This is a genomic window from Pseudotamlana agarivorans, from assembly GCF_001642835.1.
Classification (GTDB): domain Bacteria; phylum Bacteroidota; class Bacteroidia; order Flavobacteriales; family Flavobacteriaceae; genus Pseudotamlana; species Pseudotamlana agarivorans.
In genome coordinates this window covers 79,815-96,974 of sequence record NZ_LXEI01000015.1, presented here as the reverse complement: position 1 = coordinate 96,974, position 17,160 = coordinate 79,815, and the positions used below count along the sequence as shown (strand labels likewise).

The window sequence follows — 17,160 nt, the reverse complement described above, 5'->3', positions numbered from 1 at the left end:
TGTTGAATTGTTTAACAGTTACACGATAAACAATTCAACGATTCCACATCCCTCTAAATAGCTTCCGATTTATTGAATGACACCCAGTTTTGAATGGTTAACATGATGCGGTCTAATAAGAATCCGATGATTCCGATAACAAACATGGCTACAATAATTTTTGAATTTGAATCGTTTGCTCCATTTTGAAATTCTTCCCAAACAAACAATCCTAAACCTGGACTCTGTGCTAATAATTCGATTGCAATTAATACCATCCAAGCTACAGATAAAGTAATTTTAAGTCCGGTGAAAATTAGTGGTAAAGACGATGGTAAAATCACCTTAAACACCTTTTGTACAGGTCCTAATTTCAATACTTTGGCAACATTGATATAATCTTTATCTACCGATGCTACACCCATAGCCGTGTTTACTAAAGTGGCCCACATCGAACAGAATCCTACACTTATGAATGAGATGATGAATGAACTGTCTTCGGTTGAATCGATTAAAATCGTTTTTACAATCATGAACACTAATAAGTACCACACTACTGGAGACACTGGTTTAAAAATTTGAATAAACCAGTTGAAAGCACTTTTTAATGTTGGACTTAATCCGATTAGAATTCCGATTGGAATCGCAATAAATAACGCTAATAAGAACCCTGCGAATACCGTTTTTAAACTCATTACAATTTGATCGATAAATGATGGTCTACCAGTATATGTAATGGGGTCTTTTCCTGCCGCGATACGCTTTTCGTTTAAAGCCGCTGTTTTTTCAATAAATGCCGCTTTATCAGCTCTAATAATTTGGTGATCTCTTAACAATGATTGGTAAGAATCCCATACTTGACCAGGTGATGGTAAAGTGTTTGGCTGACAACTAACATCGCCTGAGGCAATACATGCTTTCATCGCTTCGGCAGCTTCTGGACCTTGGTCGGTTAAAGCCGTTTGAATTTTATATTCGGCTTCACGGTTGTAAAGCGCCTCTGCACCCAACTGCCACAGTCCAATAAATAATAGAATAGAAGCAAGAGGTACGACAACTTTACGTAAGAAGTTGATAAAATCTTCCTTCTCTAGTTTTCCTGTAAATAAATCTTTTAAGGTTGTTAAAAAACCGAATCCCATGAATTTGGATACTTTTTCTAATGTTATACTTTGCTTCATAATTCTAAAATTTTAATGTCTAACTAATTACTGTACTGCTTTATCTTTATTTCCTATTGAGAAACTGTTGATATATGAAATTGGATCTTTACCATCATATACTTTTCCGTCTATAAAATCTGTTGTTGCTGGTTTGTAACCATCTGTAGTTGGGATATCTCCTGCTGGAATATGACCTTCTTCTACTAAAAGTTTTGCTGCTTTATTCCAAACATCTGGTCTGTAAATATCTTTAATGGTTTCAGCATACCAATCGGCTGACTTCGCTTCAGGAATTTGTCCCCAACGACGCATTTGAGTTAAGAACCATACACCATCTGAGTAGAAAGGATAAGTTGCGTTATACTTGTAGAATACATTAAAGTCCGGCATGTCACGCTTATCTCCTTTTTCAAATTCGAAAGTACCTGTCATAGAGTTTGCGATTACCGCTTCATCGGCTCCTACGTATTGAGACATTGATAAGATTTTTACAGCTTCAGCTCTATTGCTTGGCTCATCTAACCATTTTCCTGCTCTAATTAAGGCTTTAGTTACGGCGATAGCTGTATTTGGATTTTCTTCAATAAACTTCTCAGTCATTACAAATACTTTCTCAGGATTGTTTTTCCAGATATCGTAGTTAGTTACTACTGGCACTCCAATACCTTTAAAAACCGCTTGTTGATTCCATGGCTCACCTACACAGTATCCGTAAATGGTTCCTGCTTCTAAAGTTGCTGGCATTTGTGGCGGAGGCGTTACAGAAAGTAAAACTTCAGCATCAATTTGTCCTTGTACATTATCGGCCGTATACATACCAGGGTTAATTCCTGCTGCTGCTAACCAATATCTAATTTCATAGTTATGTGTTGATACCGGGAATACCATACCCATTTTAAAAGGCTTTCCAGAGTTTTTATATTCGTTAATCACTGGTTTTAAAGCATCTGCTTTAATAGGATGTACTGGCTTACCATCTGAATCGGTAGGTACATTTGGCTTCATTTTAGACCAAACATCGTTTGAAACTGTAATCCCGTTTCCATTTAAATCCATAGAAAAGGTAGTTACTAATTTCGCTTGTCTTCCAAAACCTGCTCCAGCTGCAATTGGCTGTCCTGCTAACATGTGCGAACCATCTAATTGTCCGTCGATCACGCGGTCTAAAACATTTTTCCAGTTTGATTGTGCTTCAACAGATACAAATAAACCTTCATCTTCGAAAAATCCTTTTTCCTTAGCAATTGCTAAAGGCGCCATATCTGTTAATTTGATAAAACCAAAAGTTAATTGTGGCTTTTCAATATCTAATGTTTTTGTTTTTGAAGTTTCAGTCACAACGTTTTCGGCAATCGTTTGCTTCTTCTCTTTATTACCACAAGAAAACAGTAAAACTGCTACTGGTAAGATTAATGTTGATTTTTTGAATAATGATTTCATCTGTGTTTGATTTTGATTAAACTAAGTATTAATACTTATACATGACAAATATATAAGTAGTCTACGTGACAGATCATGTGATTACCCATATACAATCCTCTTTTTTAACAGCAATAAACCTGCTAAAACCCATAAAACAACCACAATACATTGACTAACAACAAAATAAATACCTAAGCACACAAAAAAAGCATTACTTAAATTACTAAGTAATGCTTCTAATTTTACTGATAAATACGTAGTTTTTAAAATTAAGTACTTAAAACCTACTATAATAATAGTATGGACGCCTATAAATACGTAGAAAGATTTTCATGATATTATTTTTCTAAAGATTCTAGCCAAGCTTCCTGAGAGAGTGCTTTGTACTTTTTATTATCACCATAAGGATCTGCTCCTCCATCAAAATACTGTTGAATTTGTTTTAAAGGAATGGTATCCGACATTTTTTCTGGAACATCGTAACGGTGATTCCCGTGAAAATCATGACATTGAATACAAGTGAACCAATCTTTTTTAGCAATAATAGCTTTATGAGAGATATCTAGAGGATCATTTTCCACTTCCAATTCTTGATGACAATTTTTACAATAATCAATCGAGGCCACCGAAACACGCTCTTCTTGGTGTTCGGTATGACAGGTTATACAAGTGGTAGCATTTATTTCTTTAACAGCATCTTTAAATCGAGGCTCCTTAAAACGGTGTGTAGGATGCCTATCGTTTGCCCGATCATGACATTGAAGACAATTATCTACAGTTACATCTTGGGTTCCGAAATCGACACCATCTTCCCTAGCTCCAACAGCATGCGATATGTTTGATTGTATTTGCTGAAGGAGATTCCCCCTAGCATCGGCATGACAAGCAAAACATGATAATTCCTGATGCCCCGTATTCATCGGTCCTATAGACACATATTGCTCGGTTGAATCTAAGGTTAAAACATAAAACATCACAGCCCCCAGAACCACACCTATAACACTTCCTATAACTTGTCTTTTTCGCAACGGACTTACTTTAAACATGTCATTTGTTTTTTTGATAATTAAAATTCGATCATAACTTCTTCACTTGCAGGATAACTCACACAGGTTAAAATTTGACCTTGAGATACCTCTTCATCAGATAATAGATGTCCCTCGGTCATGGTTATTTCTCCCGAAACACATTGGGCTTTACAAGTAGAACACATACCGGAACGGCAAGAATAGGGAATCACAATATTTTCAGACATGGCTTGTTGTAAAATAGATTGATCCCCCCTAGTCTTAAATTGTTTTATATCGCCATTAATTTTTAAAGTGACGTTGCTAACTAGATTCTTACCAGTAACTTTAACAGGTGCTGCCTTAAAAACTTCAATTTTTATTTGTTCTCTTGAGATGCCTTGGTTTTTTAGGAGCTCTTTAGCTTTTTCCATATAACCTGATGGGCCGCAAATCATATATACATGGTCGGCAAAATCTAGTTGGTGTTTTGCAAAAATTTTAATTAATAAGCCTGCATTGATTAAACCTGAATGGTAATTTTCTTTTGACTCATCAACAGAAGACAAAATATGCTCAACTTTAAAATGATCTGGGTGACTAATTTCTAGGGCTTTAATTTCCTCATGAAAAATAATGGACTCCGAGTTTTGATTGGCATAAACCAATAATATTTTAGACTGTTTTTCTTCAGATAAAATAGATTTCACTATTGAAAACATAGGCGTAATACCACTACCACCGGCGAACAACACATACTGGTTTCGTTCATGCACCTGAGGTTCAACCAAAAATGACCCCGCAGGATCATCAACCACCAACTTGTCACCAACCCTTAAATAATCGTGTACAAAATTGGAAACCAAGCCATTTTCAACTCTTTTGATGGTTATTTTTAAATCCTTATCGGTATAAGGATTACTACTAAAGGAGTAAGCCCGTTTATGTACCGTTTTATCAATAGGCACATGAATAGTTAGAAATTGCCCTGGTTTATACTTTAACTTTTTAAAGAAATTTCCGTTTTTAAAACACAGACTTACAGCATCATTGGTTTCTTTAATAATATCTTTTATAAGTAATTTCATATCTAGTTTATTTATAATAGAATACCATCGTGATATGAAATACCATGATTATGGTAACTATTATGGATAATGCTACGTGAACAATCATCCAACTTTTAAACAATAAATCGCTATTATTTTTTATAACATCTAAATTGAAATACCCAATGAGTGTATTTGTGAAAAATATGTATGATAACATAAGCAAATATCCATAACCAAAAGTCATACTGTGTATGTAAAACAATAAAGGGCTGATGGCTCCAATCCATTTATGCATGCTTTGTGTAGTCATGGCGTGCTTTCGAAGTTTTTTAATAACCCGTGTGAAAGTTAAAAGCCATTGGAATGCGATAAATAAAGCCAACACAAGACCCGACCAACGTTTGAATAGCTCTTGTTGCTGAAGCTCAAACAACCATGTCCACTGCAAATTCAAAAAATATTGCAAGAGGTAGGCACATAATAGTATCAATCCCACTAGCGTGGATTTATTAATGACGACCATAAATATTTAGATGATTTTTTTATTAAATATGCGATAGGTTCTTCCTTTTAATCCATAAAAAAAGGACAGGCAATTAAGGGTTTACACCTTATTTCGATACTATTAAATGCTTCATAGTTTCATAGGAAGACAGTTTTTTAACACTATCTAAAAACACTTCAGCAGATGGTAGATACTTGCCGTCTTCAGGCCATTTGTCACCGATTTCTGGTTTCTCGCTGGTTTTAAAATCTTCAATCTCATCTAAGTATGCCATATATATATCTACAGTACCTTTAGCATAAGCATTTAAAACAGCAACCGTCTCTTTATAGGTTAGCGAGTCTTTAGGATATTGCCAGGTGGTTGCCCCCATAACATCTCCTAATTTCCAATCGGTTTTTGTGGTTTGCGGATGTTTATTGTGACAGGTTACACAAGCATCGGCACTTGCTAAATCGGCAAACATAGCGGTATGCAGCTTTTGTTCTTCATCATAAAAAAATTCTGGTTTCTGATCCTTTTTTATTTTCTGAAATAAATCGGCTTGCTTGCCTTCAAACTTATTAGCAGCATTTACTGGGAAATCCGAACCCAAATACAAGCCTAGTGGCACTGGGCCTTTTCTAATACTTGAGGCTACACCTCTTAAAAACAGGGCTGGTAGCGGCCCTGCTTCTACATCATCCTTACGCCAGTCTTCATCAAACTTCATACCTTGAAGTTTTCCTTTACCAACAATTGCTTTGGTATATAAGGTTCGGGTAACATCGTTTTCTTTGGATACCATTTCTAAAACCTCATCAACAGCAAAGACTTTTTCTTCGCCAGCAGACTCCGATTTTTCCTCTGGAACACCTCCACAAGACACGATTAATACTGAAAAACATATAATTATATAGGTAGTTATTACTTTCATAAACTGTAAGATTTGTTAATTAATAAGCGGCTTCGATCATAACGCCAGACATGGTACCATATACCGTTGTCCAAGCCGTTTTAACTTCGGGTGTAAAATCATCACCCAAACCAACAGCAAGCGTATCAAGAAGCGCTTCACCCACCGTATTGTAATGACTTGGTTTGACGTTATAACCTACGTGGCGTTTACCTAAATCCTTTAAGACAGGGATTAAGGCATCTAAATTATTTAATCCTGCTACAGCCGCACCAAGCATAGTCATGAGTTTATTTCCTTGAGTACTCATGGCTTCTTTATCACTAGGAAATAGTGGTTTTAATTGGGGATCTAATTCAAAAAGTTTCTTATAAAAAATTTCAGCTGCAGTCGATGCAATTGGCTTCACTTTAGCAAAAGAATCTTGAACTAGTGTAATTGTTTTTGGCTCCATATTTTATAGTTTGTTAGGTTAAATTAAATAAGTATTAATACTTATTTGTAACAAATGTATAAGTTGAAACCCTAAATTATCATGTTATAAAACAGCAGAAAACCATCTTTTATAACAGTATAAAAACTACGAAAACACAGTTTTTAATAGAAAACGTCTATTTATGAGTTTATTAGACGTAAAGTTTTAAAAACTAAGTATCTAAGAAGAAATTGTGCTCACTAATCTCTTTTTTAAGTAATTGAGCATCATTGATACCTACTTTCTTACCTTGCGTGCTGATTAGTTTTTCTTTTTTGAGAGCTGAAAGCACACGAATAACCTGCTCTTCGGTAGTACCTGCGTAATCGGCATATTCTTTTCTGCTAAGCGGTAAATTTATAAATCCGCGGAGATCACCAAATTTTCTATGGATATACAATAAAGTATCAATAACGCGCTCACGAACGGTCATTTGTGATATAGACTTCACTTTGTTCTCGCTACGGTTTAATTCATTGGCATAAAACAGCATCATATCATAGGCAAACGAAGGATTTTCAAGCAAGGCTTCCTGAAGCACATCCTTTGAAAAATAGCACAAAACCGTATCTTTTAAAGCAATAGCTCCGATAGAATAATACTCTTCGGTACCAAATCCACGATGACCAACAATCTCGCCTTCCTTTGCAAAGCGTACAATTTGCTCTCGTCCGTTTATACCTGTTCTGAATACTTTAACAACACCTTTTAAAATAAAAAACAGACCATTTACAGGAGCGCCTTCCATGACAAATTGCTGTCCTTTTTTACATCTTAAAGTACTTTTGCTTTTTATATATTCAGCATCGCTATTACCGCGTAGACTTCTATGAATGATACAATTTACATTTTCACATGACTCGCAAGAGACGCTGCTAAGTGCTTTATTTTTAGAATGTGTATGTGAAGATGTTAAAGGCATATAGAACTAATATCTCCTTCAAAAGTAAGTAATAATACTTAGTTCTATAAACAAACCCCTTATTTTTAAGAGTATAACAAAAAACACCAACCGAAATTATTCAATTGATGTTTTAGATGCTTTATATTCAGAAATATCAAACGTTTTTACTTTTTCCCTTGTACCTCAACTCGCCTAATTCAATTCCAATAGCGGTTTTTGCAAGAATGGTAAATATAAAAGCTCCCATGGCCCAAATTCCTAAAGTCACACCTATTTCAATACGAGTTGGAGTGTATTCCACTATTTTTCCATAAGGCCCAGGAATAAAACCTGGCACAATTAAACCGAAACCTTTTTCAATCCAAATGGCTATAAAAAGTATAAAACAACAAAAGAATAGCACTTTAAAGTTATTTCTGAGCTTGTGAAAAGTCAACAATACGGTGGCTAGAACGTTAAGAGGAATAGCAGTCCAAATCCAAGGTAACAAGGCATCTTTCCCATGTAATCCGAAGAATAAATAATAAGCACTTTCACTGTGGTGTGTTGGTGCATAAAACTCTTTAAACAACTCCGAAATCAACATAATTAAATTGATTTGAGCAGCTACAGTTACTACCATAGCAATTTTTCTTAGTGTTCTATCCTGCACTTTAAAGGCTGTGAAATTTCTAATAATAGCCAATACCAATATAATGAGTGCTGGTCCTGCAGCAAAAGCCGATGCTAAAAATCGTGGTCCCAAAAGCGCATTATTCCAAAACGGACGCGCTTGTAAGCCTTGATATAAAAAGGCCGTAACTAAATGAATTCCAACAGCCCAAAACACCGATAAAATGGCTCCAGGCACGTAAACGCTAGATTTCGCTTCCTTACCTTGGTAATGTCTAAATAAAATATAAAGTGGTATGGTAATATTTAAAAACAGGTAACCATTAAGCACGATTACGTCCCATGTGAGCATGGAATTGGGAAAATTAAACACACCTATTCCAGGAATCATATGCCATAAAACCGATGGCCCTCCCATATCGGCAACCACAAAGGCCAAACACATAATTAATGCGGCAACCGCAAGCCCTTCGCCAATTAAAACAGCTTGCTTAAAATCTACATCATGTAAAACATAAGTGGGCATAACAAGCATGACTGCCGCCGCGGCGACCCCTACTAAAAAGGTAAAATTAGAGATATACAAGCCCCAACTCACACGATCGCTCATCCCAGTAACACTCAAGCCCTCAGATAACTGAATAGAATAACAATACATCCCCACTAACATCACAAAGGTTAATGCCCCCATCCAAATATGGTATCGTAAAGAACCACGTGTGATGGTCGCTAGACTATCCTTAACTAAACTTCCAAAAACTTTAAATACACTCATGTTTTTAATTATACTTTATTAAATGTTTAATCGTTTATTTGTTTAATCGACTCTGCTCTATTATTTTTTTAGTGAATGTTTATTGCTTAAACCAACGTATTCGATTAAACGATTCCACAACACTCTAATCCATGAAATACCAGAACTTCGGTTCTGTTCCTAAATCTTCTTTTAATCGAAATACTTTTTTATTTTCTAAAACCCATCGAATGGTACTTTTAGGATCTAATAAATTTCCAAAAACACGTGCTCCAGTTGGACAAGCTTCAACACAAGCTGGATTTTTCCCTGTACGCGAACGTTGCACACAAAACGTACATTTTTCCATAACGCCTTTTTTACGCATACGGTTCCCTAAATAGTGCTGATTATGATTAACCTCTTCTTCTGGCACTTCTGGTTTACTCCAGTTAAATCGGCGGCCATCGTAAGGACAAGCAGCCATACAATAACGACAACCAACACACCAATCGTAATCAACAACCACTAAACCATCAGCTTCACGCCAAGTGGCTTGCACAGGACATACCTCAACACATGGTGGATTATCGCAATGAAAACACTGTGTTCCCATATAAAAGTGTCCTTCAGCTGGTACTTCATGATAGTAATTATCGTCGGCTTCATTAAAATTAAAACCTTGACCATCTTTCATTTCATGAATTCGTATGTATTGCATTTCCGAATTACGGTCTTGATTGTTTTCTTCAACACAAGCATTCACACAATCCATATACCCTTGGCACTTTGAAATATTAAAAGCATAGCCAAACAAAACATCTTCTTCGGCATTTTTTGAAGACATGCTTAGGTTTTTACCAGTACGCAACTCATAAGAACGCATCAAACGATCGACCGTAGCACTTTTTTCATCATCCGACATTAGTTTGTAGTTCCCTTTAAACTGCTCTTCCCAGTCTATTTGCGCCTTTTCTTTACTATCATCACCACTAATAACACTACAAGATGTACTTACGGCACCTGCTCCAATTAATAAACTCGCCGTTAATTTTTTAAAGGCGGTACGTCTATCCATTTTCACATCAAAAACCTGATCGAAACCATCTTTTTTAGTTTCTTCTCCAATGGACGCGTTTATTGCAGCTTCGGCAAACTCTTGGTCTGTCATTTGATTAACATCTGGTTCCTGATGTCCTTTAGCTCCATGCGAGCCACATCCTCCTGAAGTTTTACCGCAACCACAAGCGCCAGAGGGCTTTTCGTTATTTCTACCAAAATTTAAAGAATACCATTTTTTGTTAGTGCTCATAGTTTAAATGTTTTTATAATCCTTGTTTGGTTCGTTTATTATTTACGCTCTTCGTCTACGGTAGTATTAAAACGTGCTGGCCACCTAGACTCGAAGTGTGGTTTGTGTGGGTTATGACAATTTACACAGGTCATTGCAGCTCTTGGCGGTGCCCAACCTCCAAGGCGTTTTCCATGCGCGCCACCTTTCCAATCTTCAAATTGCTTGGTGTGACATTGGCTGCATAATTGATAACTTTTATTGAAATCAATATCTCTCCCTGTTAGACTTTTTAACTCATTCATGTTACTAGGATTGTGGCACGTCACACAATTCATGGTATTTTCATTGGCGTGAACTATTTTAATATCCCAGTGTGCCTTTTTCATGCCTTCACTATGCATGTCTTCTAAAGGTTTCGAATGACATTCGGTACAAGCATAAGATCGTATTTCTCCTTTGCGCTCGGGAATTAAAAAGGTATGTTCACCTTCTGTGATTTGTAACATCTCCATATCTTCTAAATATTTTTCAGATGAAATGGAAGTTCCTTTATAATGTTCGCCTTCAGCATTTATCTTTTCGATAACTCCATGGTATTCACCTTCTCCGTGCTTACACGAAAAAAAGCTGACTAATAAAACAAAGCTTAAAAGGATTCTATTCATAATATATCTATTGCACAGCATTAGTATTCGCTCTTTTAAAAGTTCCTATATCGGTCATTTCCTTATTATTAGGCACGTGACATTGCCTACAATTAATCCGCTCGGGATGTGTGACTCTAATTTCTTTAGGCGCCCCTGGTCCTCCATGACATGACAAACAGTTTTCATGCATTTGAATTTGATGTGGAATAATTGGCGGACTCCCAGTTAGTGCATTGTTAACACCTACAGCAGGTGCTTTTACCTTTTCAAAATGATTAGGTTTGAATACCTTTTCAGTCTTTTGAGCCACATGACATTGTCTGCAATTCACCATCTCTGGATGCGGCGTCACCGGAGCATAAGCAGAAAATTTATCGACATAACCACCGTTTTGATGACATTTTAAGCACACATTCTCTCCCATACTACGCTCGATAGCAACAGGGTGCGGAATACTTGGTGGCGCCCCGTGAAAGGCTCTATTATCATAATAATCTTCTATAGACCTTTGGTGGGTTTCATCAATAGGCATATTGGCATAATCTAAGGCAAACTCGGCGCGTTTAAAAACACCTGTTTCCGAAGGAATAGCCGTTATATGCTCATTGGTTTCAAGAGGAATATAAGCCTCTTCGAGACCTGTTTGATAACTATAACCCCAAATAGCAATAAAGGCTACAAAGAGCAGAACGAAAAACGATATGATACCTAACCTTTTTCTCATGACTAAGCTTTTTCAACTTTAACAGCACATTTTTTATAATCGGGTTCTTTAGAAATCGGACAAAAAGCATCTAAAGTCACATCGTTAATCAGCATATTTTCATCAAAAAACGGCACAAAAACCTGTCCTTTGGTTGGCAAGCCTCTTTCATTAATAGAAGCCGGTAAAACACAAGAGCCACGACGTGATGTCACTTTTAATTTTTCACCATTAACAATCCCTAAACGAGCGGCATCATCGGGATGCAGTTCCACATAAGCATGTGGCATGGCTTTATGCAATACGGGGATGCGGCGGGTCATGGAACCTGTATGCCAGTGTTCTATAACACGTCCTGTATTTAACCAGAAAGGATATTCGCTATCTGGAACTTCTGGAGCGGGCTCATAAGGGCGCTGCCAAATAACAGCTCGACCATCTGGTTTTCCATAAAAATCGAAATCTTTCTTAGGATCGCAAGCCGGATCATACTTAGAATTAAAGCGCCATTGTGTCGATTTCCCATCTACGTATGGCCAAATAACCCCCGATTCTCTTTTAAGAACCTCTAACGGTGCCATACCGTGTTTTGCCCCTTCGTGAAACTGTCTGTATTCGTTAAAAATCTCTTCAACATGATTCTCTCGACTATATGGAAACAAATCGCCATAGCCCATGCGTTTAGCAACTTCAATAAACATCCAAGCATCTGGAGTTGTTTCACCAGGACCATCAACCATTTTATCCCAATGCTGCGTTCTGCGTTCCGAGTTTCCATAGAGACCACTTTTTTCGATATGCCAAGACGCTGGTAAAATCACATCGGCCACATCGGAAGTTGGTGTAGGAAACACATCTGAAACCACCACAAAACAAGATTCCTTTTCCATGCCCGGACGGTAACGACTTGTTTTAGGTAAGGACACCAAAGGATTAGTAGCCTGAGTCCAAATAAACTTTATATCGCCACGATCTACCGCTCTAAACATTTCTGTAGCATGGTATGTAGGTTTCGACGGAATTCTTTCAACCGGCACCTTCCATATTTTCGCTGCTAAGGCTCTATCCTTAGCGTTGGTTACTACGCCATGAGGTAATTTATGTGTAAATGTACCAACCTCTCTGGCTGTACCACAAGCCGAAGGTTGTCCGGTTAATGAAAACGGACCATTACCTGGCTGAGAAATTTTCCCTGTTAAAAGATGGATGTTGTATACTAAATTATTTATCCACGTTCCACGGGTGTGTTGATTCATACCCATACACCAATAGGACACCACTTTAGTATTTGGATCGCCATAAACATGCGCCAAAAACTTTATATCTTTAACTGACACTTTAGAGTATTTCGCTACTTTTTCTGGCGTATAATCTTCTAAAAATGCTTTATAATCTTCAAAATCGATTTTAGTTGGTTTATCGGTAAAAGCATAGTTATCTTCTAATCCATAACCCATATTCGTTAAGCCCTTGCTGAAATTCACATGATTTTCTACAAATGCCTTATTAACCCAACCGTTATTTATTATCTCATAACAAATCGCGTTAGCTACAGCTAAATCGGTTTGAGGTTCAAATAATATAGATCTATCGGAGGCCATACTAGATCGCGTCGTTCTAGTTGCGAAATCTATAATTTTAGCCCCACGTCTATTCTTCTCTTCTAACATTCTTGAGAACAATACAGGATGCATTTCTGCCATATTATTACCCCAAGTGATAAAATAATCAGCATGATCGATATCTTCGTAGCAGCCCATAGGCTCATCGGCGCCAAAAGTGGTTAAAAACCCCGTTACAGCACTTGCCATACACAAACGCGCATTACAATCGAGGTTGTTAGTACCAATAGCTCCTTTCATGAGTTTCGAAGCCACATAACCTTCGGGAATAGTAGATTGCCCCGACGTATACATAGCCACAGCATCTTTACCGTGTTTATCCATGGTCTCCTTCATTTTATTAGCTACAATATCTAAAGCTTCATTTAAAGGCGTTTGAACATATTTACCATTTTTCTTTACCAGTGCGTGTGTTAAACGATCTTCGGCCTGAATACACATAATTTGGTGATAGCCCTTCACACATAACAAACCTTTGTTTACTGACGAATTAGGGTCACCTTTAACAGCAACAGCCTTGCCCTTATCAACCCCAATTAAAACACCACAACCTACACCACAAAAACGACAAGGTCCTTTTTTCCATTCTAAATCGCCACCTTCAGGTAAATTCTTTTCCTGTTCATCGGCAAAAATAATTCCAGGGAACATGGTTGCTGCGGCTGTCATGGCCGACATGATGGCCATTTTTTTAATAAAATTTCGTCGGTTTAATAAAGTATCGTGCATAATACAATTAGTTTTTTGGTGTATTGAAGCCAGAAACCATAGCCAAAAGTTTTAAACTATCTAGGCCTTCTATGGTTGCTTTTAAAGTATCGTCTTGTTTTTGATTTTCGGTTTCGGTAACCACTATAATGAGGTCTTCATTCTCTGAAGGAATGACGTCGCAGTAAGAAATATTTAGCAATTCGGAAATTAAAACATCCTTTTTACCGTCTTGAGGATAAGCTAAATAACTTTTTATTGGCATAGCATTAGCATTTTGTTAAAATTGAGTTTAAAACTCTATTAAATTAGCAAAATAAAACATGACAATTATCATATTCTCAATTATTTAGACAAAATCTAAATAATAAGCCTTCAAAAGAATCATACGATACGTACTTTTAAATTTTCGTTATATTTGCAAAGACATAACGAAAACAAACTGTATGATTTCTATTTCTGAAGCCATTTCAATAGTTAAAAACAACAGCAAATCGCTACTTGAAAGCTGTAATAAGTCCGTAGAAAAAGCTGGAGGCTATATACTTTTTGAAGATGTAAAATCACCTATAAGCATGCCGCCTTTTAGACAATCGGCCATGGATGGTTATGCGTTACATCTTCATGATGATTTAACCTACCAATTGATTGGTGAAATTAAAGCTGGTGATGCTTTAAATCCGACCTTAAAATCTGGCGAAGCAGTTCGCATTTTTACAGGAGCTGCAGTTCCCGATACTGCCAATGCTGTGATGATGCAGGAAAAAGTAGAAAACCACGGAAAAACTATCGACATAGCACATCAAATTGATTTAGAACTGAATATTCGTCCGCTTGGCGAACAGGTTAAAACGGGTGATATCGCCCTTAAAAAAGGCACCAAATTAACTCCGGCAGCCATAGGATATCTATTATCTCTAGGGATTACCCATGTTAATGTTTATAGAAAACCTAAAATAGCACTAGTTACCACGGGTAACGAACTTATAGAGCCCGGGCAAGACCTGACATACGGTAAAATTTACGAGAGTAATTCTAAAATGCTTTTAAGTGTGCTCTACAATTTAAAGTTTTACGACATCACTTCTTATAAAGTGGAAGATGATTATAAGCAAACCGTATCGACGCTAAAAACAGCGGTTGATGAAAATGATTTGGTACTTATAACCGGAGGCATTTCAGTAGGCGATTACGACTTTGTTGGCAAAGCTTTAAAGGAACTAGAAGTTGAAGAACACTTTTATAAAGTGGCTCAAAAACCAGGAAAACCACTTTTCTACGGAAAAAAAGGAGCCACTCAAATTTTTGCCTTACCAGGAAATCCAGCCGCTGCCCTAACCTGTTTCTATGTGTATGTGTATATCGCTTTACAACAATTTATGAATCGCCATGAATTGGAATTATCTCGTACAGAAGGAATTTCAAGATCTACATTTAATAAACGTGGTGATAGACCTCAATTTTTAAAGGCGATATATAATAATGGTCAGGTTGATATATTAGAAGGTCAGAATTCATCCATGCTCCACACTTTTGCGCTTTCCAACGCCTTAGTGTTTATGCCTGGGGAACTGAATGTAATTTCAGAAAACGATAAAGTGAACGTGATTCTATTACCAAACTAAACCCTTTTTACATGAGTTATAAAATAAAAAGTCGCATATGGATCGAATCTAATAATAATGTCCTATTAGGTGAAGGCCGTGTACATTTATTAAAAGCCATTCATGAAACGGGATCGCTTTCAAAAGGCGCTAAGGCTTTAAACCTATCCTATAAAAAAGCATGGCATTTATTGGATTCGGTAAATAAATCGGCTAAAAAACCAGTAACCATAAATAGCATTGGCGGTAAAGGCGGAGGCGGTGTAGCACTCACTCCCTACGGACAAGCACTCATTAAAACCTTTGATGAAATCAATCAGAATTGCTGGGATTTTTTAGATGAACAGATGGAGAAGTTGGAGTTGTTGTAGAAGTGCCTAAAGTGCGCTAAAGTTGAAAGTACTTAAAGTTAGAGGAACGTGCTAAAAAAGTGCCTAAAGTGTGCTAAAGTTGGAAGTACTTAAAGTTAGAGGAACGTGCTAAAAAAGTGCCTAAAGTGTGCTAAAGTTGGAAGTATTTAAAATTTGGAGGACGTGTTAAAAAAAGTGCCTAAAGTGTACTAAGGTTAGACGACACATGTTAAAAAAGAGACTGAAGTTTACTAAAATTACAGGAACAGAGATATAAAAGTGATAAATTAAAAATAATGGATAATAAAGAATTTGCTAAGAAACTAGAGTTTAGAACACGACAATTTGGAATATCCATAATTAAAATATCCTCTTTATTACCACAAACTGTAGAAGCAAAAGTTATTAAAAATCAGATAACAAAATCAGGTACCAGTATCGGTGCAAATTATCGTGAAGCGAATAGATCACGGAGTCAGCGAGACTTTAAAAACAAAATTAAAATTTCAGAAAGTGAAGCTAGCGAAACCGAATATTGGATAGAAATAATAAAAGATTTGAATTGGATAGAAAATGAAAAGTTAAACCCCGTAATAAAAGAAACGAAAGAACTCCTAGCACTGTTTACTGCAATAGCAAACAAACTTTGAACTTCAAACAATAGTAACTTTAAATACTTCAGGCACTTTTAACTTTTAACTTTAAATACTTTAGGCACTCTAGGCACTTTTAACTCAAAAAAACATGCTCCAAACCGAAAACATATACATATTCCTAGCAATCTTACCCATTGTATCCTTTCTCTACTCAAGTGTGGGGCACGGTGGCGCAAGTGGCTATTTGGCGCTTATGGCTTTGTTTTCATTTGCACCAGAAACCATGAAGCCTACCGCTTTATTGCTTAACCTTTTTGTGGCAGGGATTTCATTCTACTACTATTATAAAGCTGGTTTTTTCAATAAAAAACTATTTATAAGCTTCGCCATCGCTTCCATTCCTTTGGCTTTTTTAGGAGGCACTATTGAAGTTGATGCATCTATTTATAAAAAAATTCTAGCCGTTTTATTAATTTTTGCCATTCTAAAAATGATGAATGTATTCGGAAAAGAAAACGACAAAATTAAAGATGTTAAGCTTTGGCATGGTTTAATTGTTGGTGGTATTATCGGATTCTTTTCAGGGCTGATAGGTATTGGGGGCGGCATTATATTAACGCCTGTTATTTTACTCTTGCATTGGGGCAAAATGAAGGAAGCCGCAGCCGTTTCTGCTCTTTTTATTTGGGTGAATTCTGCAGCGGGACTAATCGGACAAATAAGTAGCGGCGTAACTATTGAAAAAGAATCGTTTTTATTAGTCGCCATCGCCTTAATTGGAGGCGTTTTAGGCGGTTATTACGGCAGTAAAAAAATTAATAACACCAAACTACGATACATTTTAGCCTTTGTACTCATTATAGCTTGTGCTAAATTATTTTTCACATAA

At 36.6% G+C, this 17,160-nt stretch carries 18 protein-coding genes; 4 read left to right on the top strand and 14 right to left on the bottom strand.

Annotated elements, in window-relative coordinates:
• Positions 1-53 precede the first annotated feature (53 nt).
• The 14 genes from A6I66_RS14275 to A6I66_RS14210 form a co-directional block, all read right to left on the bottom strand.
• Positions 54-1,160 carry an ABC transporter permease gene (locus A6I66_RS14275; RefSeq protein ID WP_067150796.1) on the bottom strand — a complete coding sequence of 369 codons (1,107 nt, stop codon included), beginning with the start codon at positions 1,158-1,160 and terminating at the stop codon, positions 54-56.
• Positions 1,161-1,187: 27 nt separating this feature from the next.
• A complete protein-coding gene (locus A6I66_RS14270) occupies positions 1,188-2,582 on the bottom strand; it encodes a CmpA/NrtA family ABC transporter substrate-binding protein (protein WP_067150793.1) in 1,395 nt (464 codons plus the stop codon).
• A 320-nt stretch (positions 2,583-2,902) separates the two neighbouring features.
• Positions 2,903-3,610 carry a cytochrome c3 family protein gene (locus A6I66_RS14265; protein WP_067150790.1) on the bottom strand — a complete coding sequence of 236 codons (708 nt, stop codon included), beginning with the start codon at positions 3,608-3,610 and terminating at the stop codon, positions 2,903-2,905.
• Between the two features lie 20 nt (positions 3,611-3,630).
• Complete coding sequence (locus A6I66_RS14260) at positions 3,631-4,659, bottom strand: ferredoxin--NADP reductase (RefSeq protein WP_067150787.1); 1,029 nt, start codon at positions 4,657-4,659, stop codon at positions 3,631-3,633.
• Between the two features lie 7 nt (positions 4,660-4,666).
• Positions 4,667-5,071: a hypothetical protein gene (locus tag A6I66_RS14255; RefSeq protein WP_245683463.1), complete on the bottom strand. Its 405-nt coding sequence runs from the start codon at positions 5,069-5,071 to the stop codon at positions 4,667-4,669.
• Between the two features lie 163 nt (positions 5,072-5,234).
• Positions 5,235-6,044 carry a c-type heme family protein gene (locus tag A6I66_RS14250; protein ID WP_067150781.1) on the bottom strand — a complete coding sequence of 270 codons (810 nt, stop codon included), beginning with the start codon at positions 6,042-6,044 and terminating at the stop codon, positions 5,235-5,237.
• Between the two features lie 19 nt (positions 6,045-6,063).
• Positions 6,064-6,477 carry a globin family protein gene (locus A6I66_RS14245; RefSeq protein WP_067150778.1) on the bottom strand — a complete coding sequence of 138 codons (414 nt, stop codon included), beginning with the start codon at positions 6,475-6,477 and terminating at the stop codon, positions 6,064-6,066.
• 193 nt (positions 6,478-6,670) lie between these two features.
• Positions 6,671-7,420 (bottom strand): Crp/Fnr family transcriptional regulator, encoded by a 750-nt coding sequence (locus A6I66_RS14240; RefSeq protein ID WP_067150775.1) that lies wholly within the window; start codon positions 7,418-7,420, stop codon positions 6,671-6,673.
• Positions 7,421-7,556: 136 nt separating this feature from the next.
• Positions 7,557-8,789: a sulfate reduction electron transfer complex DsrMKJOP subunit DsrP gene (gene dsrP / locus A6I66_RS14235; protein WP_067150771.1), complete on the bottom strand. Its 1,233-nt coding sequence runs from the start codon at positions 8,787-8,789 to the stop codon at positions 7,557-7,559.
• 124 nt (positions 8,790-8,913) lie between these two features.
• On the bottom strand, positions 8,914-10,059 hold the full coding sequence (locus A6I66_RS14230) for a 4Fe-4S dicluster domain-containing protein (RefSeq protein WP_067150768.1): 1,146 nt from the start codon (positions 10,057-10,059) through the stop codon (positions 8,914-8,916).
• 38 nt (positions 10,060-10,097) lie between these two features.
• Positions 10,098-10,706, bottom strand: a complete 609-nt coding sequence (locus tag A6I66_RS14225; RefSeq protein ID WP_067150765.1) for a cytochrome c3 family protein — start codon at positions 10,704-10,706, stop codon at positions 10,098-10,100.
• 7 nt (positions 10,707-10,713) lie between these two features.
• On the bottom strand, positions 10,714-11,412 hold the full coding sequence (locus A6I66_RS14220; protein ID WP_067150762.1) for a multiheme c-type cytochrome: 699 nt from the start codon (positions 11,410-11,412) through the stop codon (positions 10,714-10,716).
• Between the two features lie 2 nt (positions 11,413-11,414).
• Positions 11,415-13,742, bottom strand: a complete 2,328-nt coding sequence (locus A6I66_RS14215; protein WP_067150759.1) for a molybdopterin-dependent oxidoreductase — start codon at positions 13,740-13,742, stop codon at positions 11,415-11,417.
• 7 nt (positions 13,743-13,749) lie between these two features.
• Entirely contained in the window at positions 13,750-13,986 is a 237-nt protein-coding gene (locus tag A6I66_RS14210; RefSeq protein WP_067150756.1) for a hypothetical protein, read from the bottom strand.
• 181 nt (positions 13,987-14,167) lie between these two features.
• Between A6I66_RS14210 and A6I66_RS14205 the strand changes: the two genes are divergently transcribed.
• The 4 genes from A6I66_RS14205 to A6I66_RS14190 all read left to right on the top strand — a co-directional run bounded on the left by A6I66_RS14205 (position 14,168) and on the right by A6I66_RS14190 (position 17,160).
• The gene (locus A6I66_RS14205; RefSeq protein ID WP_067150753.1) at positions 14,168-15,346 is read left to right on the top strand and encodes a molybdopterin molybdotransferase MoeA; all 1,179 of its coding nucleotides are present in this window, start codon (positions 14,168-14,170) and stop codon (positions 15,344-15,346) included.
• Between the two features lie 11 nt (positions 15,347-15,357).
• Positions 15,358-15,696: a winged helix-turn-helix domain-containing protein gene (locus A6I66_RS14200; RefSeq protein ID WP_067150750.1), complete on the top strand. Its 339-nt coding sequence runs from the start codon at positions 15,358-15,360 to the stop codon at positions 15,694-15,696.
• Positions 15,697-15,971: 275 nt separating this feature from the next.
• On the top strand, positions 15,972-16,325 hold the full coding sequence (locus A6I66_RS14195) for a four helix bundle protein (RefSeq protein ID WP_067150748.1): 354 nt from the start codon (positions 15,972-15,974) through the stop codon (positions 16,323-16,325).
• A gap of 94 nt (positions 16,326-16,419) precedes the next feature.
• Positions 16,420-17,160: a sulfite exporter TauE/SafE family protein gene (locus A6I66_RS14190; protein ID WP_067150745.1), complete on the top strand. Its 741-nt coding sequence runs from the start codon at positions 16,420-16,422 to the stop codon at positions 17,158-17,160.

Bases quoted from the DNA above. Each gene is read 5' to 3' on its own strand.
- A6I66_RS14275 (WP_067150796.1), bottom strand. From the start codon at position 1,160: ATGAAGCAAAGTATAACATTAGAAAAAGTATCCAAATTCATGGGATTC.
- A6I66_RS14270 (WP_067150793.1), bottom strand. From the start codon at position 2,582: ATGAAATCATTATTCAAAAAATCAACATTAATCTTACCAGTAGCAGTT.
- A6I66_RS14265 (WP_067150790.1), bottom strand. From the start codon at position 3,610: ATGTTTAAAGTAAGTCCGTTGCGAAAAAGACAAGTTATAGGAAGTGTT.
- A6I66_RS14260 (WP_067150787.1), bottom strand. From the start codon at position 4,659: ATGAAATTACTTATAAAAGATATTATTAAAGAAACCAATGATGCTGTA.
- A6I66_RS14250 (WP_067150781.1), bottom strand. From the start codon at position 6,044: ATGAAAGTAATAACTACCTATATAATTATATGTTTTTCAGTATTAATC.
- A6I66_RS14245 (WP_067150778.1), bottom strand. From the start codon at position 6,477: ATGGAGCCAAAAACAATTACACTAGTTCAAGATTCTTTTGCTAAAGTG.
- A6I66_RS14240 (WP_067150775.1), bottom strand. From the start codon at position 7,420: ATGCCTTTAACATCTTCACATACACATTCTAAAAATAAAGCACTTAGC.
- dsrP (WP_067150771.1), bottom strand. From the start codon at position 8,789: ATGAGTGTATTTAAAGTTTTTGGAAGTTTAGTTAAGGATAGTCTAGCG.
- A6I66_RS14230 (WP_067150768.1), bottom strand. From the start codon at position 10,059: ATGAGCACTAACAAAAAATGGTATTCTTTAAATTTTGGTAGAAATAAC.
- A6I66_RS14225 (WP_067150765.1), bottom strand. From the start codon at position 10,706: ATGAATAGAATCCTTTTAAGCTTTGTTTTATTAGTCAGCTTTTTTTCG.
- A6I66_RS14220 (WP_067150762.1), bottom strand. From the start codon at position 11,412: ATGAGAAAAAGGTTAGGTATCATATCGTTTTTCGTTCTGCTCTTTGTA.
- A6I66_RS14215 (WP_067150759.1), bottom strand. From the start codon at position 13,742: ATGCACGATACTTTATTAAACCGACGAAATTTTATTAAAAAAATGGCC.
- A6I66_RS14210 (WP_067150756.1), bottom strand. From the start codon at position 13,986: ATGCCAATAAAAAGTTATTTAGCTTATCCTCAAGACGGTAAAAAGGAT.
- A6I66_RS14205 (WP_067150753.1), top strand. From the start codon at position 14,168: ATGATTTCTATTTCTGAAGCCATTTCAATAGTTAAAAACAACAGCAAA.
- A6I66_RS14200 (WP_067150750.1), top strand. From the start codon at position 15,358: ATGAGTTATAAAATAAAAAGTCGCATATGGATCGAATCTAATAATAAT.
- A6I66_RS14195 (WP_067150748.1), top strand. From the start codon at position 15,972: ATGGATAATAAAGAATTTGCTAAGAAACTAGAGTTTAGAACACGACAA.
- A6I66_RS14190 (WP_067150745.1), top strand. From the start codon at position 16,420: ATGCTCCAAACCGAAAACATATACATATTCCTAGCAATCTTACCCATT.